This is a genomic window from Amycolatopsis melonis, assembly GCF_040064235.1.
Taxonomy (GTDB): Bacteria; Actinomycetota; Actinomycetes; order Mycobacteriales; family Pseudonocardiaceae; genus Amycolatopsis; species Amycolatopsis melonis.
The window spans coordinates 49,175-75,426 of record NZ_JBDZYD010000010.1 but is presented as its reverse complement, the minus strand read 5'-3'; the positions used below and the strand labels follow the sequence as shown (position 1 = coordinate 75,426).

Sequence of the window (26,252 nt, the reverse complement as noted above, 5' to 3'; positions counted from 1 at the left end):
CTGGCGGGCGATGGGGGTTCTCCGACGCTGCCTGCGGCACGAAGCCGTGCTCTTCTCGAGCATCGGCCTGCTGCTGCGCGGCCGCAAGGACGTGCCGGACGACGGCGTGGCGCTGCCCTACGCCGGCCCGCAACGGCCGATGATCGTGGTGTTCCTGGTCGTCTCGCTCGTCGAGACCGGCGCGTTCCTGCTCGTGGACTTCGGCCCGGTCGGCGACACGCTGCTGCTGGCCGCAGAGATCTACACCGCCGCGTGGCTGCTCGGCTACCTGGCCGCGCTGGTGACCCGCCCGCACGTGGTGTCGCCGCACGAGCTGCGGCTGCGCGTCGGCGCGCTGTTCGACCTGCGCGTGCCGCTCGAGGACGTCGAGAGCCTCACCCGGCGCAAGGAGACCCACGCGAGCGCCCGTGGCCTCATCTGGGGCGACGAGGAGCTGGTCATGGGGCAGTCCATGGAGACGAACGTCGTCGCCGTCCTGCGCCGTCCGGTCGTCGCGACACGGCCGCTGGGCGGGACCGAGACCGTGCGCGTGGTGAAGTTCTTCACCGAGGACCCCGCGCTGGCGGTGCAGGCCTTCTCAGCCCAGCGCGCGTGACACCTTCATGCCCGCGAGCGCGTCGCGCAGGAACACCGCCGAGCCGTCGGTGAAGCCGAACCGGATCGACGGCGACGGCGGGAAGCTCACCCCGCCGGGTACCGCGTCCAGCCGGGCGACCACCCGCGCGTCGAACTCCTCCGCCGTCGTGAACGGCCCGCCGGTGGCGCCCTCCAGCAGGCTCGTCGGGTAGACGACGGCGAGGCGCTGGTTCGTCCAGGTCAGCCGGGCGTGGCCGGCGCCGCCGGCGAAGTGGTCGGCCAGCCGGACGGCGAGCTGGCCCGGGTCGCCGGCGGTGACCCAGTAGCCGAGTGCCGGGTCGTCGGCCCAGTCCTCGTCTGCGACCTCGGCAGTCGGCAACGGCCAGCGCCCCGGCCCGCTGGTCAGCTTCGGCGTCTCGCGCGCGGGCACGTACGGCGCGTGCCGGACGCCGCCGAGCGACAGCCCGACGTGCGCGTAGTGCGGCGCGCAGCCCAGCCGGAGCACCTCGCCGGGACGCAGCCAGTAGCCGCCCAGCTCGCGCCGGATGATTTCGTCGTCCTTCGCGGCGGTCTTGGCTGCCAGCTTCACCGGCCACCGTTCCTCGGCGAAGTCGAGCCCGGAACCGTCCACGAGGGACACCCGCAGCACCGGCTTGCGGCCCCGCTTGGCCCGCTCGACGCGCGCGATCCGGGCGCCGGGCAGCTCCGCCACCGGGACGAACTCCCGCAGCCCGATCGGCTCGCCCTCGCGGTTGGTGCCGTAGGTCCGCGTCCGGTCGGTGAAGATCTCGGCGACGTCCTTGCCGAACTTCGCGACGCCGCGGCCGAAGCCGATCGCCTTGCCCAGCACCGACTTCGCCGGCTCGGGCGCCGGTTCGGGCGGCGGCACCAGCGCGTCGAGCACCAGCAGCCGCGCCGGGGTCAGCACCCAGAGCCGCTCGATCGCCGCACGCAGCGGGATGCCGCGCAGGAACTCGTGCGCCAGCACGCCCGCGCGGTCGCCGAACGCGATCACCTGCGGGGGCGGCGGCTTGTCGGAGCCGCCGTCGTCCCCGCCCGCGATCGCCTCGAACAGGAAGTCCCCCGCGATCCCGGCCGCGCCCGAGCCGATCTTGCGCAGCAGGCTCTTGTCCGGCTGCCCCTCCGGCGTCAGGCCGCGGACGGCGAACGCCAGCACCCGGCCGTAGGTCGCCCACTGCGGCTGCTCGCCGGGGCGCAGGTACGGCCGGGACTGGCTGCCTGCGCCGATGGGGTCGGCGAGGCTCAGATCGGCAGCTTGCGGAAGAGCGGCCGGGGGACGTGCCGCAGCACCGACATCACCAGGCGGAACTGGGCGGGTGCCCACACCAGGTCCTTGCCAGCGCGCGCCGCGCCGACCGCGATCTCGGCGACCTGCTCGGCGGTCTGGGCCAGCGGGGCGTCCTTGAGACCCTCGGTCATCTTCGTCTTGACGTGACCCGGGCGCACGACCGTGACCTTGACGCCGAACGGCGCGAGCGCCTCGCCGAGGCCCAGGTAGAAGCCGTCGAACCCGGCTTTGGTCGAGCCGTAGACGAAGTTGGACCGCCGGACGCGCTCACCGGCCACCGACGACAGCGCGATCACCGTGCCGTGGCCCTGGACCTTGAGCTTCTCCGACAGCGCGACGCCGGCCGACACCGCCGCGGTGTAGTTCACCGTGGCCAGCTCGACGGCCTTCGCGTGGTCCTGCCAGACCTCCTCGGGATCACCGAGCAGGCCGAACGCGACGACCGCGACGTCGATGTCGCCGCCCTCGAACGCCTTGTCCAGCACGGCCGGGTGCGAGGCGGTGTCCTTCGCGTCGAAGTCCACAGTGGACACCTCGGCGCCGCGGTCCTTCAGGCGCTGGACGGCCGCCTCCAGCCGCGGCGACGGCCGCGCGGCCAGCACGACCCGCAGCGGCTTCTCGGCCAGGTACTTCTCGGCGATCGCCAGCGCGATGTCGGACGTGCCGCCGAGCAGGAGCAGGGACTGGGGGTTGCCCACCGCGTCGATCACAGTTCGAGCCTCCGGCTCATGTCAGAGGCGAAAACGCCTTCGGGGTCAACGGAAGCGCGCACCTTGCGCCACTCTTCGAGCCGCGGGTACATCTTCGCGAACGTCTCGGGCGAGGTGCGCGAGTCCTTCGCGGTGTACAGCCGCCCGCCCAGCTCCAGGACGTCCTCGTCGAGTTCCTGGCAGAACCGGCTCAGGCCGTCCTTGATCGGGAAGTCCAGGCAGATCATCCAGCCGGGGTGCGGGAACGACAGTGGTGCCGGGTTGCCCTCACCCATCTGCTTGAACACGTTGAGGAACGAGACATGTCCGGAGTCGGCGATCTTCTGGAGGATCCTGCGGAGCGGCTCGTGCGCGTTCAGCGGCGTCGAGAACTGGTACTGCAGGAAGCCCTTCGTGCCGTAGGCCCGGTTCCACTCGCCGAACAGGTCCAGCGGGTGGTAGAAGGCGGTCAGGCTCTGGATCTGGTCGCGCGCGTTCTTCGCGGTCTTGCGGTAGTACAGCTCGCCCACGGCGGTGAACGACAGTTTGTTCATGAGGCCGTTCGGGAAGATGTCCGGCAGCGTCGCCAACTGGCCCGGGTTGAACTTCAGCGGGTCGGTGCGCAGTTTCGGCGGCAGCTCGTCCAGCTTCGCCAGCGAACCGCGCTGGAAGGCCGCCCGTCCCAGCTTCGGGCCGCGGGAGATCGAGTCGAACCACCCCGAGGAATAGGTGTAGTTGTCCTCCGAGCCGTCGGTGACCAGCGCGAGGGTCTCGTCGAGGTTCGCCGTGCGCTGGATGTCGGCCTTGAAGTAGGCCGTCTCCGTCCGCGTCATCCGGATCTTCGCCCGGACGATGATGCCGGTCAGGCCGATGCCTGCCACGGTCGCCCAGAACAGCTCGGCGTCCGGGCCCTCGGGCGTCAGCGTGCGGACCTGCCCGTCGGCGGTGATCAGGTCCATCGACACAACGTGGTTGCCGAAGCTGCCCGCGCTGTGGTGGTTCTTGCCGTGGATGTCGTTGGCGATCGCGCCGCCGATGGTCACCTGGCGGGTGCCCGGCAGCACCGGGACCCACAGGCCGTACGGCAGCGCCTCGCGCATCAGCTGGTCGAGGCTGACCCCGGCGTCGACGTCGACGAGCGCGGTGTCCGGGTCGATCGAGTGGATCCGGTTCAGCGCGGTCATGTCGATCACGAGGCCGCCCGCGTTCTGCGCGGGGTCGCCGTAGGACCGGCCGAGGCCGCGGGCGATGACACCGCGCGGACCGGCCTGGGCGACGGCGCGCGCGATGACCTCCACGTCGTCGGTCCGCAGCACGTCGGCGATGGTCGGTGACGTCCGCGCCCAGCCCATGAGCGTGCGACGCTGTGTTTCGGGTACGTGGGTCACTCATCAAGTAAACCAGCGGCGCGAAGCGCCTCCGTTGAGGGTGGTGGCGGGGGCATGGATGGAGGTAGCCACGCCCAACCATGCCCGAGACGTGACCCTGAAGTGCCCGTCTCTACACTTTGCGCATCAAGGCACAAGCGCCCGCGCGGGTGACCATGACACAGGTGACGAGGTAATGCAGTGGTGGCGACCGATCCGCAAGCCGAGGTAGCGGCTGGGCAGTCCTCCCCGGGACTGCTGGGCCAGCTCATCCGCTTCGCCCTGATCGGGGGCTTCTGCGCCCTCGTCGACCTGGGCACCTACACGCTGCTGACCCAGCTGGCCGGGATGGCCGCTTCACCGTGGGTCGACATCGCGCGCGCTATCAGTTTCATCGTGGGCACGACCACGGCCTTCTTCCTGAACCGGAAGTTCACCTTCGCCGGCGGGCGCCGGGACGGGAAGGCGCAGATCGGCTCGTTCGTCCTCCTCTACACCGTGACCTTCTTCGTCGCGGTCGGGGTGAACCAGCTCATGCTGAACGTGCTGCCGGAGTCCGCGTGGCAGCACACCCTGTGCTGGGCCGTGTCGCAGGCCACCGCCACCGTGATCAATTTCGTGATGCTCAAGTGGGTCGTCTTCCGCGAGCCGTCGACCAAGGAGAACTGAGGACTTCCATGCCCGGTAAAACAGCAACCCCGGCGCCGACCACCCAAGCCGGCGCGGCCGCCGAGACGCGGTTCACCGAGCACACTCCGCAGGGTCGCCTGACGGCGCAGCGCGGGCTCTACGCCGGCCCGGCGCCGATCGTCAGCAAGGACCTGTACGCCGAGCTCGAGTGGGGCACGGCCGTGCGGGAACGTGCGGCGATCACGCTCGAACCCGCCACCAAGGTGTCGGGCAACACCTACTTCGGCCGCTTCCCGGCCAGCTACTGGCAGCGCTGGACGACGGTGACCGAGGTCTCGGTCGAGGCCGTCGTCACCGGCACCGGCCTGCTGTCGCTGGGCGCCTCCGACGTCGAGGGCGAGCCCCGCGTCGTCGCCGCCGAGCAGGTCAGCGACGTCAAGAAGGCCAAGGTCACGCTGACCGGCAAGCTGGACAAGTTCCACGACGGCGGCGCGCTCTGGCTGGACCTGGAGACCGAGGGTGGGCAGAACCTGCACGTCGAGCAGGTCCGCTGGACGGTCGAGGCGCCGGAGAAGATCCGCCCGACCGCGGTGACCATCTGCACGATGAACCGCGCCGACGACTGCCTGAAGAACCTGCAGGCGCTGGCCGCGGACGTCTCCTCGCTGGACACCCTGGACGCCATCTACGTCGCCGACCAGGGCACCGACCTCGTCGAGTCCCGCGACGGCTTCGAGCAGGTCGCCAAGGACCTCGGCGAGAAGCTGCACTACATCAAGCAGCCGAACCTCGGCGGGGCAGGCGGCTTCACCCGCGGCCTCTACGAGGTGGCCGGGCACACCGCGACCGAGCACGCGAACGTCCTGTTCATGGACGACGACGTCCTGCTCGAGCCGGACCTGGTGATCCGGATGACGGCGTTCTCCAACCGCGCCGCCAACCCGATCATCGTCGGCGGGCAGATGCTCAACCTGTTCCACCCGAACCAGCTGCACGTCGGCGCCGAGTACGCCCGGCTCAACACCCTCGAGCCCGGCCAGCCGGTCGAGCACTCGCTGTCGACGGCCGACCTGCTCGGCGTCGACGAGGAGACGCTGAAGCCGAACCGCCAGGAGCGGCGCCTCGACGCCGGCTACAACGGCTGGTGGTCGTGCCTGATCCCCTACGAGGTCGTGCAGGCGACGGGTTACCCGCTGCCGTTCTTCTTCCAGTGGGACGACGCGGAGTACTCCTACCGGGCCCGCGCGCACGGCTTCCCGACCGTGACGCTGCCGGGCGCGGGCGTGTGGCACGCGGACTTCCACATGAAGGACTGGGACGAGTGGCACCGGTACTTCAACCTGCGCAACTCGATCATCACCGCCGCGCTGCACTCGCCGTTCAACCTCAACCTGCTCTCGCGGGTGCTGATCTCCCAGCTGGTCCGCTACCTGCTCGGCATGCAGTACGGCCTGTCGGCCACGCTGATCAAGGCCGTCGAGGACTTCCTGGAGGGCCCGGAGATCCTGCGTGACGGCGGGGTCGAGGCGATGCAGGAGATCCGCCGCATCCGCGACGCGTACCCGGAGACCAAGCGCCACAAGGCCACCGACGTCCCCGGCATCGCGTCCAACGACATCGGCATCATCAACAGCGCGCCGCGGCCGAGCATGCAGCGCCTGGTGCTGATCAAGCGGATCCTCGACCGGGTGCTGGGCCGCAGCCGCTTCGGGCTCGGCGCGGTGCCGATCGACGAGGCGAACTGGTGGCACATCGCCCTGTTCGACACGGCGGTGGTCACCGACGCGAACCAGGAAGGCGTCCGCGTCCGGCACTACGACCGCGCGAAGATGTTCGACCTGGCCAAGCGTGGCGCGAAGGTGATCCAGCGGCTGCGCAAGGAAGGCGCGGCGGTGCAGGAGCAGTACAAGCGGGCCATGCCCGAGCTGACCTCGCGCGAGAACTGGAAGCGCCTGTACAAGCTCTGATCCCCGGCGTTCGCGAAGGCCGTCTCACGCTGGTCGTGGGGCGGCCTTCGCCGTTCAGGCGTGCAGGCCGAAGACCTGGTTCTTGCGGGCGAGGTCGTCGATGTAGGCGGCGGCGACGTGGGCGAAGTTGATCGCGACTTTCGAATCGTCCTTGGTGGTCACCGATTCGACGGCGCCCGCCTTGACGAGCTGGGTGAGCCTGCCGGCCAGCTTGCCGGATTCCTCGGCGGTCAGCGCGAACAGCAGCGGCTCGCCGCCGGTCGCCAGGTGCAGGACGAGTGCGGGTTTGGGGTCGGCCATGCGTCCATCGGACCAGCGGCGATCTTGGCAGGGCAAGCGGGTTCGCTGAGGGCGGAGCAGGTGGACTACCGTTTGCCCGAGATCGGAAGAAACCGCGGGGGGAAGACGCGATGCCTCACTCGTTCTCGCTGTCGCTGGCGGCAGTCGACATCCTGCTGGAGCAGCTCGGGTTCGGCCGCGCACCGACGCCGTTCGAGGTCCCGCACGTGGGCACGACGATCGAGCAGCGCGCAATGATCCGCGACGCGGTCGTCCGCGACCTGACCGGCCGCGGCCTGTGGCACCGCGGCCGCCTCGACGCGGACGCCGAGCTGGCGCTGAGGACGTTCGCCCACGGCGGCACCACCATCAACGCGGCCGCCGAGCTGGGCGACAAGCACCTGTTCGCCCGCGTCGCCTCCGACGGCCAGTTCGCGGTGCTGGCCCGCCAGGAGGAGAACCTGATCGTGTTCGAGGAGGTCCGCCCGACGGGCATCGTCCCGGCGATCGTCGACCTGCTCCCGCTGACCCCGCCCGCCCCCGGCCAGTCGGTGACGATCTCCCGCCCGGCCCCGCAGCCCCGCCACCAGCGCCGCGACGACACGTACGACCCGTTCGCCGGCGTGAGCGGCCCGCGCTCGCAGAGTGGTGGTGGCCCCCAGCTCCGCATGATCGAGCGGGTGTTCCAGGAGCCGAAGAAGCGCATCGGCCAGTTCACGGCCCAGACCCCGGCGGCAACGCACCCCCCGCTGGCCTGGTTCGACACCCCCTCCGGCCGCTGGCTGATGTCGACAAGGGACGCGGCCGACGGCCAGCGCTGGATCACCTACGCCCCGGCCGACAACGCCCGGCTGGCCCAGCAGCTGTATGCCCAGCTCGAAGGCCAGTTCTGAGCCGTCCGGAACCACTCGTGACGCGGCTGCGTCCGAGGTGAAGATCGGTGAACGGCCGTGGCGGAGGGTGTCCGGCTAGTAGACTCCCGGGTGCACACGCACGGGTGAAGCGATTCGGGGTGGAACAGCGATGCAGATGGCTGACGGCGGGGGCGGAGGCTCGTTCGCGGACGTCATGAGCCCGTTCTCGTCGGCAAACATGGCGGCGGCGGTGAAGAGCGTCACGGCCGAAACCCAGAAGCTGATCGCGGCGGCCAAGGGCGGCGGGTTCAAGATCACTCCCGAGGGCGTGAAACCGATCCGGGACGCGCTGACCGACCTGGTCAACGACCTCGGGAACCTGCAGTACCAGAGCTTCCGGCTGGACCAGGCCCCGCAGCTCGGTGACCACCCGTACGGGCACACGGTGGCGAAGCACGACCAGAAGAGCGCCACGGAGGCGGAAGGCTCGGCGACGCAGGTCCTGCAGCAGCTCAGGGAAGTTGCCAAGCAGGCCGACGAAGCACTCGCGAGGGCTGCGGGGCTCTACAAGGAAACCGAGAACCAAGCCTTCTCCTCGCTCCAGACCAAGCAGGCCTGAGGTATGACGAAACTTCTCGTTCGTGTTGTCCTTCCGCTCGTGGCCGGCGGTGCGCTGCTGGCCGGGTGCACCAGTACCCAGACGGGGACGGCATCGCCCGCGCAGTCGCCTTCGGCCAGCGCGCCCGGCACGCCGGAAAGTTCGCCTTCGGCCTCGGGTGGTGGCGGGACGCAGTCGATCACCGATGCCTGCTCGCTGCTGAAGATGAGCGACCTGAGCAGCTACGGCGAGTTCAACCCGCCGGTGCAGGACTCCGACGCGAGCGCGCGGTCCTGCAGTTACCGGCAGAAGATCGCCTCGGCGAGTGACACCGCGAAGGTGATCGGCGTCAACATCCGCGACACCGCGTCGGTCGCGCAGGTCAACGACACCGGCGGTGGGGTCCTCGACAAGGACGTCAACGGCAGGAAGGCGAAGGAAGCACCCGGCAGCGCGTCCCTGCCGGCCTGCACGCTCGCCCTGCCGGTGGGCGACGCGTCCCGGGTGGACGTGGCACTGGTCGGTGCCGATTCCGCGGACCAGGCCTGCCAGATCGCCGAGGCGGTGGCCAAGGCCGCCGTCGAACCGCGGCTGCCGAAGGGATAGGGGGAACCCCAGATGACGACGCAGAAGACTCCGGACAAGTCACCCCAGGAAGTCCAGAACATGGCGCCCGCGGAGCGGGACGCCTACCTGCAGAAGAAGGCCGAAGAAGGCGTCGACCCCGACAACTGGCTCTTCGGCTGGGTCCAGGACTTCGTGGCGCGGGCCCAGGCCAAGAACCAGGCCGAGCAAATGGGCAAGAAGAACGTCGAGGAAGCCACGAAGGGCCGCGATGTTCAATACGTCCAGGGGCTCCACGCGCCGAACGCGGACTACAAAGGTACCGACCACGCCCAGTTGCAGGCGTTCCTCCAGAGCAACCTCAACGTCGACCAGGTTTCCGACGTTTCGACCGCGTACCACGAAATCCACAAGGTCTTCGACAAGTTCGCCCAGTCGATGACCACCGCGGTCAACGCGTCCAAGGGCACCTGGGAAGGCCCCGCGGCGGAAAACGCCCAACAATACTTCACCAGCCTCAGCAAATGGTCCGACGCCAATTCCCAGAACGCGAAACTGGCCTCGGAAACCATTTACGACCAGGGGCAGGCCGCCGCCACGGCGAAGAACTCCATGCCTGCTCCCATTCCGTTCAGCTGGAAGGACGAGTTCAAGGACTGGGTCACCTCGAACCCGTTCAGCCTTGCCGACAACGTCGACAAGTCCATCCAGAAGCAGAAGGACAGCCAGGCCGCGCACGACCAGGCCGCGAGCGTCATGGCGACCTACGACAACAACCTCTACGAGGCCGCGTCGAAGCAGCCTGCCTTTGCTCCGCCGCCCAGCTTCAGCACCGGGTCCGGCAGCGGGGACCCCAACGGCTCCGGGGACCGGAACGGCATCAGCAACCCGAACGTCAGCATGCCGACCGGGCATCCGGTCGGTACGCCGAACGGGACGAACAACGCCTTCGTGCCCGGCACCACCGGGACGCCGCAGTTCTCCGGTCCCGCTTCGACGACCGGGTCGGGGTTCGTGCCGTCCGGCACCACCACGCCGTCCAGCTTCACGCCGGGTCAGCTGCCGGGTGGGGGGACGCCGAACCCGAACCAGCAGTTCGGCGGCATGCCGCCGATGAGCCCGATGCCGATGGGCGGCATGAACTTCGGCGGCGACGAGGCCTACAACTCCAAGGTCGGCGGTGGCCGCGGTGGGGGCGGGGGCTTCGGGCCCGGTGGCTCGTCCGCGGGCAATGCGACCGGCGCAGGCGCCGCGTCGGGTGCCGCCCGGCCGGGTGGCATCGGGGCGGCCGAAGCTGCTGCCGGACGCGGGATGGGCGGGCTCGGTGCGGGTTCCGCGAGCCGCGGGGGCATGGGCGCCGGCGGTGGCCTCGGGCACGGCCAGAAGGGCGAGGGCGACGAGGACACCGAGCACTCGCGGCCGACCTACCTCGTCGAGGGAGACCCCGACGCGGTCTTCGGCACCGACATGCGCACGGCGCCGCCCGTCATCGGCGAATGAGCGAAGGGCCCCGCGGGATGCGGGGCCCTTTCTCGTGAACCTCAGTAGCGGTAGAACTTCTCCGCGCGGCCCTGCCGCACCAGCTTCAGCCACTGCAGGAACGCCTTCGGGTCGCGCTTGACGCCCACGAAGTACAGTCCGAACCGGACGATCTCCAGTGCGCCGATCTTGCGCATTCCCGGCTGGGACAACAGGTATCCGCGGTTGCGGTAGGTGTAGTAGCGCTTGACCTCGTTCTCCGGGTCCTGCGCGTGGAACTTGCCGCCCAGCATCGGCTTGAACTCGTCCGAGCCGTCCGGGTGCAGGTACTTCGTCTTCAGCGACGTGCCGAACGGCAGTCCCGAGCGGGCCAGCCGCCGGTGCAGCTCGACCTCGTCGCCGCGGAAGAACAGGCGCAGGTCCGGCACACCGACGACGTCCAAAGTGGACGCACGGAACAGCGCGCCGTTCATCAGGGACGCGATGCCGGGCAGGAAGTCCACGCCCAGCTCGGACTGCGACCGCTTCCAGGTCAGGCCGCGGCGCAGCGGGAACGCCAGCTTGTCCGGCGCGTCGATGTTCGACACCACCGGCGAGATCTCCGCCAGGCCGCGCTTCTCCGCTTCCTCCAGCAGGATCGCCAGCACGTTCTCGTCGGCCGGGCGGCCGTCGTCGTCGGCCAGCCACACCCACTCGGCACCCAGCGACAGCGCGTGCAGCATGCCGAGGGCGAACCCGCCCGCGCCGCCGAGGTTCCGGTGCGACGGCAGGTACGTGTACGGCAGCGGGTAGTTCTCGACGACCTCGCGGGCCGAGTCGTCCGGCCCGTTGTCCACGACCACCAGGTGGTCGACCGGCCGGGTCTGGGCCGCGATGACCTTCAGCGAGTCCGCCAGCAGCTCGCGCCGGTGCCGCGTGACGACCACGCCGACGACCGCGCCGTCGGGCAGCTGCCGGGTCTCGCTGGCCATCATTCCCCGCCGTTCGTCGTCGCCACCGGCTCGATGCCGAAGCGCTCCAAGGTTTCCTGGCTCATGTTCTCGAAGGGATCGCGGCCCTTGTACGCCGTGAGGACGTCCCGCAGCGAACCCTGTTGCTTGAGGTGGCCTTCGTCCATCCAGATGGCCGAATCGCACAGCTCGAACAGGAACTCGTCCGAGTGGCTGGCGAACACCAGGATGCCGGAGCGCTTGACGAGGTCCTTGAGGCGGTCGCGCGCCTTGTTGAGGAACGCCGCGTCGACCGCGCCGATGCCCTCGTCGAGGATGAGGATCTCGGGGTCGATCGAGGTGACCACGCCCAGCGCGAGCCGCACCCGCATGCCGGTCGAGTACGTCCGCAGCGGCATCTGCAGGTAGTCGCCGAGCTCGGTGAACTCCGCGATGTCGTCGACGCGCTTCTCCATCTCCTTGGCGGTCATGCCGAGGAAGAGGCCGCGGATGATGATGTTCTCGACGCCGGAGATCTCCGGGTCCATGCCGATGCCGAGGTCGAACACCGGCGCGATCTTGCCGTTGATCCGCGCGGACCCGCGGGTCGGCTCGTAGATGCCTGCCAGCAGGCGCAGCAGCGTGGACTTGCCGGCGCCGTTGTGCCCGACCAGGCCGACGCGGTCGCCTTCGCGCAGCGAGAGGGTCACGTCGTGCAGGGCTTCGATGATCGGGACCTTGGTGTCGGTGCCGATCTTGCCGCCGACCTTGCCGAGGACCTTCTTCTTCATCGACCGCGTCTTCGCGTCGAAGATCGGGAAGTCGACGAACGCGTTGTGGACGTCAATGCTGACCATGTGTCACACCCAATAGGAGACGCGGGCACGGTAGTTGCGCATCGCGACCAGCGCGAGAGCCCAACCGACGACGGTGATGGAGCCGACCACGATCCAGTTCTCCGGCGAGAACTCCTGGCCGAGCAACGGCGCGCGGATCACCTGCATGAAGTGGTAGAGCGGGTTCGCCTTGACGATCGGCAGGATCCAGGAGACACCCTCCTTGCCGCCGCCGCTCATCAGCTGGTCGACCGGCCACACGATCGGCGTCCCGTAGAACAGCAGCTGGATCAGCGAGTTGACCACCTGCGGGATGTCGCGGAAGCGGGTGGAGATGATGCCGAACAGCAGCGTCACCCAGGCGGCGTTCAGGGCCAGCACCAGGAAACCGGGGATGGCCAGCAGGATGGTCCAGCTGAGGCCGGGGTGGCAGATGTGGCCCGCGACGCACTTCCCGTCGCCGAGCAGCGAGTACTTCTGGCTGAGCGCGCCGAAGAAGATCACCAGCACGGCCACGTAGACGATCATGTTGTGGAGCAGCATCATCGTCTGCCGCCACACCGTGCGCAGCATGTACACGCTCAGCGGCGCCGGGAGCTGCTTGATCAGCCCCTCGTTCGCGATGAACGTCTCCATGCCCTCGGACAGGCAGCCACTGATGAAGCCCCAGATGATGAAGCCCGTGGAGATGTAGGGCAGGAACACCTCGACCGGCAGCTTGAACAGCTGCGAGTACAGCAGGCCGAGGCCGAGCGCGAGGACGGCCTGGCTGATGGTGATCCAGAAGGGCCCGATGACCGAGCGGCGGTACCGCTGCTTGATGTCCTGCCAGCCGAGGTGACCCCACAGCTCGCGGTTGCGGAAACCGGCCTTGATGTCGGCGAAGGCACGCGCGAACGTCTTGCTGTCCGACCCCGGCGGGGCCGGCGTCGCGGCGGGTGAGTCGGCGGCCTGAACCGTGCTGGTGGCATGCACGTGGACGAGGGTACCGATGGGATGAGCGGCGTCCGGGCCACCCCGCCCGTGTGGTAGTGGTTATGGGCCGCTACGCGGCGAGGTGTGACCTTCGTACTGGTACTTTCTCGGCTTATGACTGCTGCTCTCGGCGCGGCGAGCCTGATGGTCAACCTGCTCGCGGCCTACGCCGACCGGCCGGACCCGCGATCGGTGGCCGTGGTCGGCAACCAGCCGCTCCCGCCCGACCCCCAGCGGGCGAAGGCGATCGACGCGTGCGACCTGGTGATCCGGGTCAACGGCTTCGTCGTCGACGAACCCGGGCAGGAGATCGTCGGCCGCCGCACGCACGTCGTCGTCTTCAACCGCGCGATCCGGGCCACCAAGCACGTCTTCCAGGACTACCGGAAGCGGCTGTACCTGCTGGTCGAGCCCGGCCGGATGCACTGGGAACCGGAGGACCTGCCGGGCTGGTGGCCCGCGGACCTCGGCGCGGTCCCGGTGCCGAACCGCGAGGTCGTGCTGCCGCTGTCGGACGCGCTGGGCCTGCCGACGCGCACCGAGCCGACGTGGTCGACCACCGGCACCCTGGCGGCCTGGATCGCCCGGACGTCGTTCCCGACCGCGCAGCTGGTGCTCACCGGGTTCTCGTTCATCGACAACCCGGACCAGACCTCGTGGGAGCACGCCGCGGGCGACTCCTGCATCGTCGGCCCGGAACACCAGATCGCCGCCGAGGGGCGGCTGCTGGACTCCTGGACCAAGACCGGCGACACCACCCTCCTGCGCTGAGCGCAGCACCGACTCCCCGAAGGAAATCCCCATGGCAGTGCAGAAACTGGGCAGAGGCCTGATCGACCGGATCGTCAAGGTCATCGACTTCCGCGTCGACGACCGCACCCGCGGTCTCGCCGCGCGCGTCAACGACCTCGAGCACGCGACCGCCGACCACCGGCGACGGCTGGACAGCGCCGAGCGCAGCCTGGAGGAGGCCCGCGGCGACCTGCGCTGGGCCCGCGCCGAGCTCGACCGCCTGATCCCGCACGTCGCGGCGCAGGAAGGCAGGCTGGAGACGCTGCGCGAGTCGATCGCGCTGGTGCCGAACGCCGACCCGCCGCAGCTGGCCGAGGCCCGCACGCTGATCGAGGAGATCCAGCGCCAGCACGCGCAGATCCGCGTCCGGCTCGCGGGCATCTCCCGCTACGAGGACCGGCTCCGCCGCCTCGAGGACCGGGCCGAGCAGCCCGTCACGCAGTAGGTGCGGGCCCGCGAGGCCACCGAAGCGGACGCGGGGCTGCTGCTGGGCTGGCGCAACGACCCCCGGACGCGGCAGGCGTCGCGGTCGGCGGCCGTGGTCGCCCTGGACGAGCACCTGGCCTGGCTGCACGGCGTGCTGGCCGATCCGGACCGGCTCCTGCTCGTCGTCGAGCACGAGGACGTCCCGGTCGGCACCGTCCGGTTCGATCGGGAGGACGGCGACGCCTGGGAGGTGAGCATCACCCTGGCGCCCGCGAGCCGCGGCCGCGGGCTGTCCGGGGCGGTGCTCGCCGAGGGGGAGCGGGTGGCGCGGGAACGCCTCGGCGTGCGGGTGGTGCTGGCCGCCGTGCACCAGGACAACGCCGCTTCGGCGGCCTTGTTCGAGCGCGCCGGGTACGCCGAAGCCGCGCCTGCCGTCGGCGGCTTCCGGCAGCTGCGCAAGACTCTGGGCTGACCCGCACCCGTCCACCCCGGGGAGGCACCATGCCCGCAGACGACATCCGGATCGGCGCGCACTCGATCGGCCCCGGCCACGCGCCGTTCGTGATCGCCGAGATGTCCGGCAACCACAACGGCGACCTCGGCCGGGCGCTGGCCATCGTCGACGCGATCGCCGAGACCGGCGCGCACGCGGTCAAGCTGCAGACCTACCGGCCCGACACGATCACCATCGACGTCGACACCCCGGCGTTCCGGATCGGCGACGCGCACGAGCTGTGGGGCGGCCAGAATCTGTACAAACTGTACGAAAAGGCCCACACGCCGTGGGAGTGGCACGAGCCGCTGTTCGAGCGGGCCCGCGCCCGCGGCCTGGAGATCTTCTCCAGCCCGTTCGACCCGACCGCGGTCGAGCTGCTGGAGTCCCTCGACGCGCCGGCGTACAAGATCGCCTCCTCGGAAATCGTCGACCTGCCGCTGGTCGAGCTGTGCGCGCGCACCGGCAAGCCGCTGATCATCTCCACCGGCATGGCCAACGTCGCCGAGATCGACGCCGCGGTGCGCACCGCCCGCGAAGCGGGCAACGACCAGCTGATCGTGCTCGGCTGCACGGCGAGCTACCCGGCCTCGCCGCGTGAGAGCAACCTGCGCGGCCTGCCGCTGCTGGCCGGGCTGACGCAGTCGCTGGTCGGCCTGTCCGACCACACGCCGGGCATCGGCGCGCCGGTCGCCGCCGTCGCGCTGGGCGCGGTGGCCATCGAAAAGCACGTCACGCTGGCCCGTGCCGACGGCGGCGTCGACTCGGAGTTCTCGCTGGAGCCCGCCGAGCTGGCCGCGCTGGTCACCGAGACGCACCGGGCGTGGGAGGCACTCGGCGAGCCGGTCCTGGGCCCGCGGGAGAGCGAGAAGGAGGGCCTGCGGCTGCGGCGGTCCCTCTACGTCGTCGAGGACGTCCGCGCCGGTGACGAGGTCACCACGGCCAACGTCCGGTCGATCCGGCCCGCGGGCGGGCTGGCCCCGGCCGCGATCACCCAGGTCGTGGGGCGCACCTTCCGCGTCGACGCCGCGAAGGGCACGCCCCTGACCTGGGACCTGATCTAGGCCCCGAAGAACGCGCGCACGGCGTCGGCCACGCGGTCGACGTCGGCGTCCGTCAGCGACGGGAACAGCGGCAGCGACAGCTCCTGCGCGTAGTACGCTTCGGCGTTCGGGCACAGCCCGCGCCGGTACCCGAGGTCCTCGAACACCGGGTGCCAGTACGCCGGGATGTAGTTGACCTGGACGCCGATGCCGGCGCCCCGCAGGTGGTCGAACAGCGCCCGGCGGCGGCCGTCGAGGACCCGCAGCGGGTAGAGGTGCCACACCGGGTCGGCGCCCGGCCGGGACGGCGGCGTGGCGACGCCGTCGACGTCGGCCAGCGCCGCGTTGTAGCGGGCGTGGATCTCGGCTCGGCGCTTCTTGAACTCCGCGAGCCGCTTGAGCTGGCTGCTGCCCAGTGCGCAGAGGACGTCGGGCAGGCGGTAGTTCAGCCCGAACTCGTGCACCTCCTGGTGCCAGCCGCCTTCGTCCGGATAGCGCTGCTCGGCGCGGTCGCGGACCAGGCCGTGGTTGCGGAACTTCCGCGCCCGGTCCAGGAGGTCGTCCCGCGGGGTGACGACGGCGCCGCCTTCGGCCGTCGTGAGGTTCTTGGTCGGGAAGAACGAGAACGTCGTCAGGTCGGCGATCGACCCCACTGCCCGGCCCTGCCAGGACCCGCCGACGGAGTGCGCGGCGTCCTCCAGCAGCAGCGCGCCCGCGTCGTGGGCGACGCCGGCGAGTTCGTCCAGCTCGGCGGGCAGCCCGGCGTAGTCGACCGCGGCGACGACCTTGGTGCGCCCGGTGACCGCGGCCTTCGCCGCCGCGACCGAAAGATTCCCGGTGTCCGGTTCGACGTCGGCGAAGACCACCTTCGCGCCGTGCAGCGCGGCGGTGGCGGCGGTCGCGACGAACGTCATCGGCGAGGTGACGACCTCGTCGCCCGGCCCGATCCCGGCCGCCGCGTAGGCGACGTGCAGGGCGGCCGTTCCCGAGGTCACGGCGACCGCGGGCGTCCCGCCGGTGTGCGCCGCGAGGTCCGTCTCGAACTGCCCGACCGCGGGCCCGGTGGTCAGCCAGTCGCCGCGCAGCACGCCGACGACGGCCTCGATGTCCTCTTCGCTGATCGACTGGCGGCCGTACGGGAGGAAGTCACCCATGCTGCTCGACCAGCTCGCGCAGCTCCTCCGCGTCCAGCCAGAGGTCGTTGGTGTCCGAGCGGTAGGCGAAGCCCTCCGGCATCGGCGTGCCGCCCGCCGGCGGCTCGAAACCCCAGCCCGCGAGGTGCGGCTGGACGACGTAGCGGTCCTTGAGCTGCACGGTCCGGCGCGCGTCGTCCGGCGCGATCATCTCCTCGTGCAGCTTCTCGCCGGGCCGGATGCCGACCTCGTGCATCGGGCTGCCCGGGGCGATCGCCTGGGCGAGGTCGACCAGCCGCATGCTCGGGATCCGCGGCACGTACAGCTCACCGCCGTGCATCTGGTCGAACGAGTCGACCACGAACCGCACGGCCTGCGGGAGCGTGATCCAGAACCGGGTCATCTCCTTGTGCGTGATCGGCAGCGACTCGCCCTGCTCGGCCAGCTTCCGGAAGAACGGGATGACGCTGCCGCGCGAGCCCATGACGTTGCCGTAGCGGACCACCGAGAAGCGCGTCACGTGCGCGGCCGCGTAGTGGTTGCCGCTGATGAACATCCGGTCGGCGCACAGCTTGGTGGCGCCGTAGAGGTTGATCGGGCTGGACGCCTTGTCGGTCGACAGCGCGACGACCTTCTTGACGCCGGTGTCGATCGCCGCCTCGATCACGTTCTGCGAGCCCACGACGTTGGTCTGGACGAACTCGAACGGGTTGTACTCGCCGGTGTCGACCTGCTTGAGCGCGGCGGCGTGCACGACGTAGTCGACGCCGTGCATGGCGCGCTCCAGACGGCGGCGGTCGCGGATGTCGCCGATGAACCAGCGCAGCCGCGGGTCGTCGCCGAACAGCTGCCGCGTTTCGTACTGCTTGAGCTCGTCGCGGGAGAGCACGACCAGGCGGCTCGGGTTCAGCTCGGCCAGCGCGTGCGCGATGAACGCCTTGCCGAAGGAACCGGTCCCGCCGGTGAGCAGGATGCTGGAGCCATCCAGCTCGGACATCGTTGACCTCCGCGTTTCGGGGTAAGTGCCGTCGGCCATCATGTCACCCATGCGTGGAGCGCCCGGTGTCAACGCCGTCATCCAGGCCCGGTCGTCGTCGACCCGGCTGCCGGGCAAGGTGCTGCGCCCGCTCGCCGGCCGCAGCGTGCTGGGCTGGGTCGTCCGGGCCGCGGCGGCCGCGCCGGGCGTCGACGAAGTCGTGGTCGCGACGTCTTCGGACCCCTCGGACGACGCCGTCGCCGCCGAAGCCGCCCGCTGCGGCGCGGCGGTGGTCCGCGGCCCGCTCGACGACGTCCTCGGCCGGTTCGCGGTCGCGCTGCGCGAGCACCCCGCCGACGCCGTGATCAGGCTCACCGCCGACTGCCCGCTGCTGGACCCGGCGCTGATCGGCCAGCTCGCGGCGCTGTGGCGGGCCCAGCCGTCGCTGGACTACGTGAGCACGACGCTGGTCCGGACCCTGCCGCGCGGCTTCGACGCCGAGCTGGTGCGCGCTGCCGTGCTCCAGGAGCAGGTCGCGACCGCCACCGGAGCGGACCGCGAGCACGTCACCTCGGGCATCTACACACAGCCGTCGCGCTATGCGTGCACCGGCGTCGTCGTCAGCCCGGCGGCCGGCGACCTGCGCGTGACGCTGGACACCGCGGAGGACTGGGACCTGCTTTCGGCGATCGTGGCCGAGCTGGGCGACGGTGTCGCCGACTGGCGGGCGGTGGTCGCGCTGCTGCGGTCGCGCCCGGACCTGGTCGCGCTGAACGCGCACGTCGAGCAGAAGAAAGTCGCCCGGTGAAGCTGCTGCTGCGCGCGGACGCGTCGGCGGCCATCGGCGCCGGGCACATCGCGCGGGTGGTCGCCTACGCCGAGCGGGCGGTCGCCCGCGGCTGGCCGGTGACGTTCTCGGGCAGCGTCGAGAACGCGGAGTGGCTGGCCGCGCGGTTCGACGAGCTGGGCGTCTCCCGCCTGGCGCCGGAGTCGCCGCTCGGGGAGGGCTTCGACGCGGTCGTCGTCGACCACTACGGCCTCGGTGACGTCCGCAAGGAGGTCAACGCGGCCGGCGCGGCGCTCGTCTCGATCGAGGACGACGTCTTCGGCCGCCGCCCGGCCGACATCGTCGTCGACTCGGGCTTCGCCCCCGGGCCGCGGCCTGACGACGGCTCCGACGTCCTGCTGCGCGGAGTCGCGTACGCGCCGCTTCGCGACGTTGTGCTGCGTACGCGCGAGCGTCGTGCGCCTGGCGGCTCGCCTCCGCACGTCACTGTGGTCCTGGGCGGCGGAGCCGAGTGGGCCACGACGGTGGCGTTGCTGCTTCGCGCGCTTCGCGACACTGAACTGCCGTTCGTGGCGGACGCCCTGGTGCGGGGTGAACCGGCGCTGCCGGAGCTGCGGCCCGGCCAGACGATCCGGCTCTCCGCGCCGAGCCCGGCGCTGCTGGACATCCTGGCGACGACCGACGTCGCCGTGAGCGCGTCCGGCGTGACGTTCGTGGAGCTGTGCTGCCTCGGCGTCCCGACGGCGGCGGTGCAGCTGGTGGACAACCAGGAGCCGGGCTACCGCGCGGCACTCGGCCTGGGACTGGCGGCCGGTCTCGGCCCCGCGGACACGCTGGCGGACCGGCTGCCTGAGGTGACCGCCACGCTGCGCTCGCTGCTGTCCGACGCCTCGCTGCGCCGGTCGCTGTCGGGCACGGCGTCGTCCGTTGTGGACGGACGCGGCGTCGACCGGGTGCTGGATTGCCTGGAATCGAGGACCGGAGCTGTCCGCGACGGCTTCTAGCGTCGAGGAATGACATCCACCCCGTTCCGCATCGACGTTCCCCAGTCCGACCTCGACGACCTCCGCACGCGGCTGGCGAACACCCGCTGGCCCGACCAGCCGGAGGACACAGGCTGGCGGCTGGGCGCGCCGGTCGGCTACGTGCGTGAGCTGGCCGAGTACTGGCGCACGGGCTTCGACTGGCGGGCGCAGGAGGAGCGGATCAACGCGTTCCCCCAGTTCACGACGACGATCGACGGCACGAACGTGCACTTCCTCCACGTGGTGTCCCCGGAGCCGGAGGCACCGCCGGTGCTGCTGATGCACGGCTGGCCGGGATCGATCGTGGAGTTCCTCGACGTGATCGGCCCCCTGACGGACCCCCGCGCGTACGGCGGCGACCCGGCGTCGGCGCTGACCGTGGTGGTCCCGTCCCTCCCCGGCTACGGCTTTTCGGGCCCCACCCCGACGCCGGACTGGGGCCCGGACCGCATCGCGCGAGCGTTCGCGGCACTGATGACCGACCTCGGCTACGAGCAGTTCGGCGCCCACGGCGGCGACTGGGGCGCGATGATCGCGCGCGAGCTGGCGGTCCAGTTCCCCGAGCGCCTGCTCGGCATCCACGTGACGATGCTGGCGTCGGCGGTCCCCCGGACGCCGGCGGACCTCGAAGGCCTGTCGGGCGCAGAGCTGGCCGCGGGGCAGCGGGCGCTGGAGAAGGGCCAGGCGTTCTCGGTCTCGGGAACGGGCTACGCGATGATCCAGTCGACCAAGCCGCAAACGCTTGCGTACGGCCTGCACGACTCCCCGGCAGGCCAGCTGGCCTGGATAGCGGAGAAGTTCCGCTCGTTCTCGAACACAACAGAGGACCTGATCGACCGCGACGACCTCCTGGCGGACGTGTCGATCTACTGGTTCACCGGGACGGCGAACTCCTCAGCCCGCCTGTACGCGGCCCTGACAACGGGCTGGGGCGCGCCTGTGCCCCTGAACCCGGTCCCGACGGGCGTCGCGGTCTTCCCGGACGACATCGGCCTGCCGATCCGGACTCTGGGGGAGCGGACGGACAAGATCATCCGCTGGACGGAGTTCCCCCGCGGCGGTCACTTCCCGGCACTGGAGGAACCGGACGCGCTGATCGGTGACCTGAGGGCGTTCTTCACTGAGCTTGGGTGCATCCGCGCCGGTCACACCAGTCGCGAGGAGTCTCGGTAGTCCCACCAGCAACGCGCCCCTGACCGGAGCCGCCGCTGAACGAGTCGTGCGTGGTGCGACCACCCGGTCACCGGCTTGGCTCGGCGGAGAATTTCACAGGTCCTGAATGACTCATTCAAGACACCAAGAAGCCCGACCAGCGGCCCCAATCCGCGGGAAGCGACCTCGCGGAGCCGAACTGACCCGAGCCGAGGATCAAGCGGCCCGCGCAACTCCATGGCAGGGTCCCGGCAACTCTCGTGAACCGGCCGATCCACGCCCGGTCACTTGACGGCGCCTTCGGGAGGTAACCCGGGCGACTTGAATGAGTCATTCAGGGCGTCCGACGAGGTGAATGAGTCATTCACGGCACCACAGCGGCGCCACGACCCGACCCCCGGCCGGTCGCTGCCGGGGCCGGACTTGCGCAGCGACACCGCGGCCCCCGCCCTTCCCTTGGCAGGGTTCCGGCAAAGTCGCTGTGCCGTGGGGTGACCGGACGTCATGAACGAGTCGTTCATGACGTCTGACGACAGGAAAGAGTCGTTCATGTCATGGAGCCGCAGGCTTGCCGGGTCCGGCGTCCGGGCCTGCTGGCTCACGCTGCGCTGAGCCGAGGGGGCAGCAGGCCCCGAAGCGGCCCCCGCCCTTCCCTTGGGGGGCGTGCCCAGCTCCAGCCTACCGCCACCCCAGGACAAAACCGGCCGAAAGCGAGTTGTCCACAAGGGTTGTCCACAATCCCCATGGTCTGTGGACAACCCCGTGGCCGCCGTCAGAGGTACTGGCCCGTCCCCGAAATCCCCGGCCCGTGGTCCGGCCCGTGACCGTGCCCGCCGGCCCCCGATGGGCCCGCCGGCAATCCGCGCCTCATCTGCTCCAGCTGGACGCGGGCCGCCATCTGCTGGGCGAACAGGGCCGTCTGGATTCCGCTGAACAGGCCCTCGAGCCAGCCCACCAGCTGGGCCTGGGCGATTCGCAGCTCCGCGTCCGACGGGGTCGAGTCGTCGGTGAACGGGCGGACCAGGCGCTCCAGCTCGTCCTGCAGCTCCGGGGCCAGCGCCTTCTCCAGCTCGCGGATCGACGTCTGGTGGATCTCGCGGACCCGCGTGCGGGACGCGTCGTCCAGCGGGGCCGCGCGGACCTCCTCCAGGAGCTGCTTGATCATCGTGCCGATCCGCATCACCTTCGCCGGCTCTTCGACGAGGTCGCCCACCGACTCCGGGTGGTCGTCGCCGTCGGGGGGAGGCAGCTTGGCCGTGCCCACCGGTGTGCCGTCCGGTCCGACGACCACCACGTGGGGTGAAGATTCCTGGCCCGGGTCACCCGCTGTGAAGTTCGGCTCGGTCATGTGCTCCATCCTGGCTTGCGTTTCGCCACGCTCCGCGACACCCACGGGGTGTCCGTCTCCGAGCGTAGCGGCTTCCGGGGTTCCCGGTGGCTCTCCACCCAACCCCGGACGCGCGGCGAAACCGCACGTCCGTACGGTGTCCCCATGGCGTTCGACGTCGCTCGTATCCGTGGGCTCTTTCCCGCGCTGGGTGACGGCTGGATTCACTTCGACGGCGCCGCCGGAATGCTGGTCCCGGAACAGGTCGCTTCGGCCGTTTCCACGGCGATGCGCGCCCCGGTGTCCGGGCCGGGCGGAGCGTTTCCGGCCTCCCAGCGCGCGGAAAGCATCGTGACCGCGGCCCGCCGGGCCGTGGCCGACCTGGTCGGGGCCGACCCGGCCGCCGTCGTGCTCGGGCCGAGCGCGCCGGTCATGCTGCGCCGGCTCGTCGACGCGCTCGCCGAACGCTGGACGATCGGCGACGAAGTCGTCGTGTCGCGGCTCGACGAGCAGGCCAACCTCGCGCCGTGGCAGCGTGCCGCGAAGCGGGTCGGCGCCGTCGTGCGCTGGGGCGAGATCGACATCGAGACGTGCGAGCTGCCCGCGTGGCAGTACGAGCAGCTCGTGACGGCGCGCACGAAGGCCGTCGCGGTCACGCTCGCGTCCGGTTCGGTCGGCACCCGGCCGGACGTGCCGACGATCATCGAGTTCGCCAAGCGGGTCGGCGCGCTCGTCGTCGTCGACGCCACCTACGCCGCGCCCTTCCTGCCGCTGGACATCAACGCACTCGGCGCCGACGTCATGGTCGTGTCGGCACAGGCGTGGGGCGGCCCGTCGGTGGGCGCGCTGGTGTTCCGCGACCCCGAGCTGATCGAGCGGATCCCGTCCACGTCGCTCGACCCGATGGCCCGCGGCGCCGCGCGCCTGGAACTCGGCCCGCACGCCTACCCGCTGCTGGCCGGGCTGATCGCGTCGATCGACTACCTCGCCGGTCTCGACGACGCCGCCACCGGATCCCGCCGCGAGCGCCTGGTCACCTCGCTCGGGTCGGCGAAGTCCTACCACGCCGGGCTGCTGGCCCAGCTGTCCACGGAACTGCTGTCGCTGCGGCACATCATGGTCATCGGCAACGCCATGCGCCGGATTCCCGCGCTCGCCTTCGCCGTCGCCGGCAAGAAGGCGCCCGAGGTCGCCGAATACCTGGCAACTCAGGGGTTGTGCGCCTTCGCCGACGACGGCACGAGCGGCGTCTTCGCGTCACTGGGTGTCGGAGAAGTGGGCGGCGCCGTGCGGATCGGGCTCGCCCACTACTCCAACGTCTTCGAAATCAACCAGCTCGTGCGAGTCCTCGAAGAACTCCGTTAGCTCCGCCTTCCTCCCCGCCGCCACCCTCAACGGAGGCGCTTCGCGCCGCTGTTATGACTTCGCGGCCAGCAGCACCTTGCCGAACACGCTGCCCTCCTCCAGGGCCCGGTGCGCGGCCGCGGCTTCGGCCATCGGCACGACCTGGCCGACGATCGGCTTGACCGAACCCTGCTCGACCAGCGGCCACAGCCGCTCGCGGACGTCGGCGACGATCGCCGCCTTCTGCTCCGGCGGGCGGAAGCGCAGGCCCGCCGCGAACACGCTCGCCCGTTTGCCGAGCAATGCCCCGACGTTCAGCTCGCCCTTGACCCCGCCCTGCATGCCGACGATGACCAGCCTGCCGTCCTGCCGCAGCGCGTCCAGGTTGCGGCCCAGGTAGGACGCGCCCATGTTGTCGAGGATGACGTCGGCGCCGCCGGTCTCCTGGCGGAGCACCTCGACGAAGTCCTGGTCCTTGTAGTTGATCGTGAGGTCGGCGCCGAGCTGGCGGCAGCTTTCGAGCCGGTCCGCCGAGCCCGCGGTGACGGCGACCGTCGCGCCGAGCGCCTTGCCGACCTGGATGGCGTGCGTGCCGACCCCGCCCGCACCGCCGTGGACCAGCAGGACCTCGCCCTCGGCGAGCTTCGCGTGCATCACGACGTTGGACCAGACCGTGCAGGCCACCTCGGGCAGCCCGGCCGCCGCGAGCAGGTCCACCTCGCCCGGCACCGGCAGCAGCTGCCCGGCCGGGACGACGACCTTCTCCGCGTAGCCGCCGCCGGAAAGCAGCGCGCACACCTCGTCGCCGACGTTCCAGCCTTCGACGCCTTCGCCGAGTTCGGCGATCGTGCCGGAACATTCGAGACCGAGGATTTCGCTGGCGCCGGGCGGCGGCGGGTAGTGGCCCTGGCGCTGCAGCAGATCCGCGCGATTCACCGCGCTCGCCGCGACTTCCAGCAGCACTTCGCCGGGGCCGGGACGCGGATCCGCGACCTCCGCCCACTCGAGAACGTCCGGGTCACCTGGTTCACGGATGGTGATCGCGTACATGTGTCGACTGTATACCGCCGGGTGAAGGTCCCGCCGAATGACGCATTGACGTCCTTCGCAAAGCGAACAAAGGTGAGCAACCATGTCACTCTTCCGAACCAGGTTCCTCCCGCCGGCGGCCTTGGCCGCCTGCGCGACGCTGACACTCGGCCTCACCCCGGCCGCGGCAGCGGACACCCTCCCGGACGGCCCCGCACTGGCGAAGCAGCTCGTCAAGAAGGTCGACGTCAACGGCGTCAACCGGCACCTCGTCGCCCTGCAGCGGATCGCCGACACCCAAGGCGGCACCCGGGCGGCGAGCACCGAAGGGCACAAGCGGTCCGCCGAGTACATCGCGACCAAGCTCGAAGCGGCCGGGTTCCAGGTGACCCGGCAGGAGTTCCCGTTCACCTACTCCGAGACCCTCGCGCAGAAGCTGACCGCGGGCGGGGCGAACGTCCCGATCATCGCCATGGAGTACACCGTCTCGACGCCGGTCGGCGGCATCACCGCGCCGCTCGCCGTGGTCGCGGTCGACGCCACCAGCGGCTGCGAGGCCACCGACTACACCGCCGACGTCGCGGGCAAGATCGCGCTGATCAAGCGCGGCGGCTGCTCGTTCGCGCAGAAGCAGCAGACCGCCGCGGCCGCGGGCGCGGTCGGCGCGATCGTCTACAACAACACCGACGGCGATCTGAACGGGACACTGGGGGACCCGGCGAACGCGAAGATCCCGACCGGCGGCGTGACGGCGGCCGCGGGGGCGCAGCTGGCCACGCTCGGCGGGCAGAACGTCACCCTGGAGCTGCGTGCCTTCCAGGAGGCGCGGACCAGCTACAACGTCATCGCCGAGACCAAGACCGGGCGCAAGGACAACGTGGTGATGCTGGGGGCGCACCTCGACAGCGTCCCGGCCGGGCCCGGCATCAACGACAACGGCACCGGCTCCGCCGCGCTGCTGGAGACGGCGCTGCAGCTGGGGAGCAGCCCGAAGGCCAACAACGCCGTCCGCTTCGGCTTCTGGAGCGCGGAGGAGTTCGGCCTGATCGGCTCCACCTACTACGTCGACCAGCTCAGCTTCGAGCAGCAGCTGGACATCGCGCTGTACCTGAACTTCGACATGATCGGCTCGCCGAACGCCGGCTACTTCGCCTACGACGGCGACAACTCCGACGGCGTCGGCGCGGGCGCCGGCCCGTACGGCTCGGCGCAGATCGAGAAGACCTTCGTCGACTTCATGCAGGCCGCGAAGGGCGTTTCGGTGGAGGGCACCGACTTCACCGGCCGTTCGGACTACGGCGAGTTCATCGCCGTCGGCATCCCGGCAGGCGGGCTCGACACCGGCGCCGAGGTGCTGAAGACCGCGGCGCAGGCGGCGAAGTGGGGCGGCACGGCGGGCGTCGCGTTCGACCCGTGCTACCACCAGGCCTGCGACAACCTCGGCAACATCGACCGGGTCGCGCTGGAGCGCAACTCCGACGGCGTCGCCTGGGCACTCGGCGTCTACGCGACGAGCACCGAGAGCATCAACGGCGTCAAGCCCGGCCAGGCCGCGGCGAAGTCGCTGACCGCGCAGAAGCGTTCGGCCCAGCGGTCCCTCACGGCGCACGCCGTGTCCGGTGACCCGCACGCGTTGACCGCCTGATGACACGAGAGGGGGCCGTCCCAGCCGG

At 70.6% G+C, this 26,252-nt stretch carries 27 protein-coding genes; 16 read left to right on the top strand and 11 right to left on the bottom strand.

The genetic code is table 11. The annotated features are described in order from the left end of the window. The first annotated feature begins 10 nt into the window (after nt 1-10). Nucleotides 11-595: a hypothetical protein gene (locus ABJI51_RS26130; RefSeq protein WP_348952762.1), complete on the top strand. Its 585-nt coding sequence runs from the start codon at nt 11-13 to the stop codon at nt 593-595. Here the strand turns inward: ABJI51_RS26130 and ABJI51_RS26125 are convergent. The 3 genes from ABJI51_RS26125 to dprE1 are packed head-to-tail and all read right to left on the bottom strand — an operon-like array spanning nt 578 to nt 3,926. Continuing rightward, nucleotides 578-1,921, bottom strand: a complete 1,344-nt coding sequence (locus tag ABJI51_RS26125) for a hypothetical protein (RefSeq protein ID WP_348952764.1) — start codon at nt 1,919-1,921, stop codon at nt 578-580. The genes ABJI51_RS26130 and ABJI51_RS26125 overlap by 18 nt on opposite strands. Continuing rightward, nucleotides 1,840-2,595 (bottom strand): decaprenylphospho-beta-D-erythro-pentofuranosid-2-ulose 2-reductase, encoded by a 756-nt coding sequence (gene dprE2 / locus ABJI51_RS26120; RefSeq protein WP_348952766.1) that lies wholly within the window; start codon nt 2,593-2,595, stop codon nt 1,840-1,842. Before dprE2 ends, ABJI51_RS26125 begins: the two co-directional genes overlap by 82 nt. Further along, nucleotides 2,592-3,926: a decaprenylphosphoryl-beta-D-ribose oxidase gene (gene dprE1, locus ABJI51_RS26115; RefSeq protein ID WP_431605648.1), complete on the bottom strand. Its 1,335-nt coding sequence runs from the start codon at nt 3,924-3,926 to the stop codon at nt 2,592-2,594. The genes dprE2 and dprE1 overlap by 4 nt, the downstream gene beginning before the upstream one ends. Before the next feature lie 216 nt (nt 3,927-4,142). Between dprE1 and ABJI51_RS26110 the strand changes: the two genes are divergently transcribed. After that, nucleotides 4,143-4,610, top strand: coding sequence for a GtrA family protein (locus tag ABJI51_RS26110; RefSeq protein WP_348952770.1), 468 nt, complete (start codon nt 4,143-4,145; stop codon nt 4,608-4,610). 8 nt (nt 4,611-4,618) lie between these two features. After that, nucleotides 4,619-6,538, top strand: a complete 1,920-nt coding sequence (locus ABJI51_RS26105; RefSeq protein WP_348952772.1) for a glycosyltransferase — start codon at nt 4,619-4,621, stop codon at nt 6,536-6,538. Nucleotides 6,539-6,592: 54 nt separating this feature from the next. Here ABJI51_RS26105 and ABJI51_RS26100 read toward each other — a convergent pair whose 3' ends face one another. Next, nucleotides 6,593-6,838: a hypothetical protein gene (locus tag ABJI51_RS26100; protein ID WP_348952774.1), complete on the bottom strand. Its 246-nt coding sequence runs from the start codon at nt 6,836-6,838 to the stop codon at nt 6,593-6,595. Between the two features lie 110 nt (nt 6,839-6,948). Between ABJI51_RS26100 and ABJI51_RS26095 the strand changes: the two genes are divergently transcribed. The 4 genes from ABJI51_RS26095 (at nt 6,949) to ABJI51_RS26080 (ending at nt 10,333) form a co-directional block, all read left to right on the top strand. Next, nucleotides 6,949-7,710, top strand: a complete 762-nt coding sequence (locus ABJI51_RS26095; protein WP_348952776.1) for an ESX secretion-associated protein EspG — start codon at nt 6,949-6,951, stop codon at nt 7,708-7,710. A gap of 130 nt (nt 7,711-7,840) precedes the next feature. Then, nucleotides 7,841-8,290 (top strand): hypothetical protein, encoded by a 450-nt coding sequence (locus ABJI51_RS26090; protein ID WP_348952778.1) that lies wholly within the window; start codon nt 7,841-7,843, stop codon nt 8,288-8,290. A gap of 3 nt (nt 8,291-8,293) precedes the next feature. After that, nucleotides 8,294-8,875, top strand: a complete 582-nt coding sequence (locus tag ABJI51_RS26085; RefSeq protein ID WP_348952780.1) for a DUF3558 family protein — start codon at nt 8,294-8,296, stop codon at nt 8,873-8,875. A gap of 12 nt (nt 8,876-8,887) precedes the next feature. Continuing rightward, complete coding sequence (locus tag ABJI51_RS26080) at nt 8,888-10,333, top strand: hypothetical protein (RefSeq protein ID WP_348952782.1); 1,446 nt, start codon at nt 8,888-8,890, stop codon at nt 10,331-10,333. Nucleotides 10,334-10,374: 41 nt separating this feature from the next. Here ABJI51_RS26080 and glfT1 read toward each other — a convergent pair whose 3' ends face one another. Genes glfT1 through wzm form a run of 3 tightly spaced genes read right to left on the bottom strand, consistent with a single transcriptional unit; the run spans nt 10,375 to nt 13,052 of the window. Further along, the gene (gene glfT1, locus ABJI51_RS26075; RefSeq protein WP_348952784.1) at nt 10,375-11,283 is read right to left on the bottom strand and encodes a galactofuranosyltransferase GlfT1; all 909 of its coding nucleotides are present in this window, start codon (nt 11,281-11,283) and stop codon (nt 10,375-10,377) included. Beyond that, entirely contained in the window at nt 11,283-12,098 is an 816-nt protein-coding gene (gene wzt, locus ABJI51_RS26070; protein WP_348952786.1) for a galactan export ABC transporter ATP-binding subunit Wzt/RfbE, read from the bottom strand. The genes glfT1 and wzt overlap by 1 nt, the downstream gene beginning before the upstream one ends. A 3-nt stretch (nt 12,099-12,101) precedes the next feature. Then, nucleotides 12,102-13,052, bottom strand: coding sequence for a galactan export ABC transporter permease subunit Wzm/RfbD (gene wzm, locus ABJI51_RS26065; RefSeq protein WP_348952788.1), 951 nt, complete (start codon nt 13,050-13,052; stop codon nt 12,102-12,104). Between the two features lie 144 nt (nt 13,053-13,196). Here wzm and ABJI51_RS26060 point away from each other — a divergent pair, with 144 nt between their 5' ends. The 4 genes from ABJI51_RS26060 to pseI are packed head-to-tail and all read left to right on the top strand — an operon-like array spanning nt 13,197 to nt 15,827. Continuing rightward, nucleotides 13,197-13,823: a hypothetical protein gene (locus tag ABJI51_RS26060; protein WP_348953044.1), complete on the top strand. Its 627-nt coding sequence runs from the start codon at nt 13,197-13,199 to the stop codon at nt 13,821-13,823. A gap of 31 nt (nt 13,824-13,854) precedes the next feature. After that, nucleotides 13,855-14,289 carry a hypothetical protein gene (locus tag ABJI51_RS26055; RefSeq protein WP_348952790.1) on the top strand — a complete coding sequence of 145 codons (435 nt, stop codon included), beginning with the start codon at nt 13,855-13,857 and terminating at the stop codon, nt 14,287-14,289. Continuing rightward, a complete protein-coding gene (locus ABJI51_RS26050) occupies nt 14,290-14,742 on the top strand; it encodes a GNAT family N-acetyltransferase (protein ID WP_348952792.1) in 453 nt (150 codons plus the stop codon). Between the two features lie 29 nt (nt 14,743-14,771). Then, nucleotides 14,772-15,827 carry a pseudaminic acid synthase gene (pseI, locus tag ABJI51_RS26045; RefSeq protein ID WP_348952794.1) on the top strand — a complete coding sequence of 352 codons (1,056 nt, stop codon included), beginning with the start codon at nt 14,772-14,774 and terminating at the stop codon, nt 15,825-15,827. On the opposite strand, the gene ABJI51_RS26040 is transcribed toward pseI, so the two are convergent. Beyond that, a complete protein-coding gene (locus tag ABJI51_RS26040; protein WP_348952796.1) occupies nt 15,824-16,960 on the bottom strand; it encodes a DegT/DnrJ/EryC1/StrS family aminotransferase in 1,137 nt (378 codons plus the stop codon). The genes pseI and ABJI51_RS26040 overlap by 4 nt on opposite strands. After that, nucleotides 16,953-17,936 (bottom strand): UDP-N-acetylglucosamine 4,6-dehydratase (inverting), encoded by a 984-nt coding sequence (gene pseB, locus ABJI51_RS26035; protein WP_348952798.1) that lies wholly within the window; start codon nt 17,934-17,936, stop codon nt 16,953-16,955. Before pseB ends, ABJI51_RS26040 begins: the two co-directional genes overlap by 8 nt. 40 nt (nt 17,937-17,976) lie before the next feature. Between pseB and ABJI51_RS26030 the strand changes: the two genes are divergently transcribed. Genes ABJI51_RS26030 through ABJI51_RS26020 form a run of 3 tightly spaced genes read left to right on the top strand, consistent with a single transcriptional unit; the run spans nt 17,977 to nt 20,900 of the window. After that, nucleotides 17,977-18,723 carry a cytidylyltransferase domain-containing protein gene (locus ABJI51_RS26030; protein ID WP_348952800.1) on the top strand — a complete coding sequence of 249 codons (747 nt, stop codon included), beginning with the start codon at nt 17,977-17,979 and terminating at the stop codon, nt 18,721-18,723. Next, the gene (locus tag ABJI51_RS26025; protein WP_348952802.1) at nt 18,720-19,706 is read left to right on the top strand and encodes a spore coat protein; all 987 of its coding nucleotides are present in this window, start codon (nt 18,720-18,722) and stop codon (nt 19,704-19,706) included. The genes ABJI51_RS26030 and ABJI51_RS26025 overlap by 4 nt, the downstream gene beginning before the upstream one ends. A gap of 9 nt (nt 19,707-19,715) precedes the next feature. Continuing rightward, the gene (locus ABJI51_RS26020) at nt 19,716-20,900 is read left to right on the top strand and encodes an epoxide hydrolase family protein (protein ID WP_348952804.1); all 1,185 of its coding nucleotides are present in this window, start codon (nt 19,716-19,718) and stop codon (nt 20,898-20,900) included. Nucleotides 20,901-21,651: 751 nt separating this feature from the next. Here ABJI51_RS26020 and ABJI51_RS26015 read toward each other — a convergent pair. Next, nucleotides 21,652-22,236 carry a bacterial proteasome activator family protein gene (locus ABJI51_RS26015; protein WP_348952806.1) on the bottom strand — a complete coding sequence of 195 codons (585 nt, stop codon included), beginning with the start codon at nt 22,234-22,236 and terminating at the stop codon, nt 21,652-21,654. 135 nt (nt 22,237-22,371) lie between these two features. Here ABJI51_RS26015 and ABJI51_RS26010 point away from each other — a divergent pair, with 135 nt between their 5' ends. Next, nucleotides 22,372-23,571, top strand: a complete 1,200-nt coding sequence (locus tag ABJI51_RS26010) for a cysteine desulfurase-like protein (RefSeq protein WP_348952808.1) — start codon at nt 22,372-22,374, stop codon at nt 23,569-23,571. A gap of 51 nt (nt 23,572-23,622) precedes the next feature. Here ABJI51_RS26010 and ABJI51_RS26005 read toward each other — a convergent pair whose 3' ends face one another. Further along, nucleotides 23,623-24,600 (bottom strand): NAD(P)H-quinone oxidoreductase, encoded by a 978-nt coding sequence (locus ABJI51_RS26005; protein WP_348952810.1) that lies wholly within the window; start codon nt 24,598-24,600, stop codon nt 23,623-23,625. An 82-nt stretch (nt 24,601-24,682) separates the two neighbouring features. On the opposite strand from ABJI51_RS26005, the gene ABJI51_RS26000 reads away from it, so the two are divergent. Continuing rightward, the gene (locus tag ABJI51_RS26000) at nt 24,683-26,224 is read left to right on the top strand and encodes a M28 family metallopeptidase (protein ID WP_348952812.1); all 1,542 of its coding nucleotides are present in this window, start codon (nt 24,683-24,685) and stop codon (nt 26,222-26,224) included. The last annotated feature ends 28 nt before the right edge of the window (nt 26,225-26,252 follow it).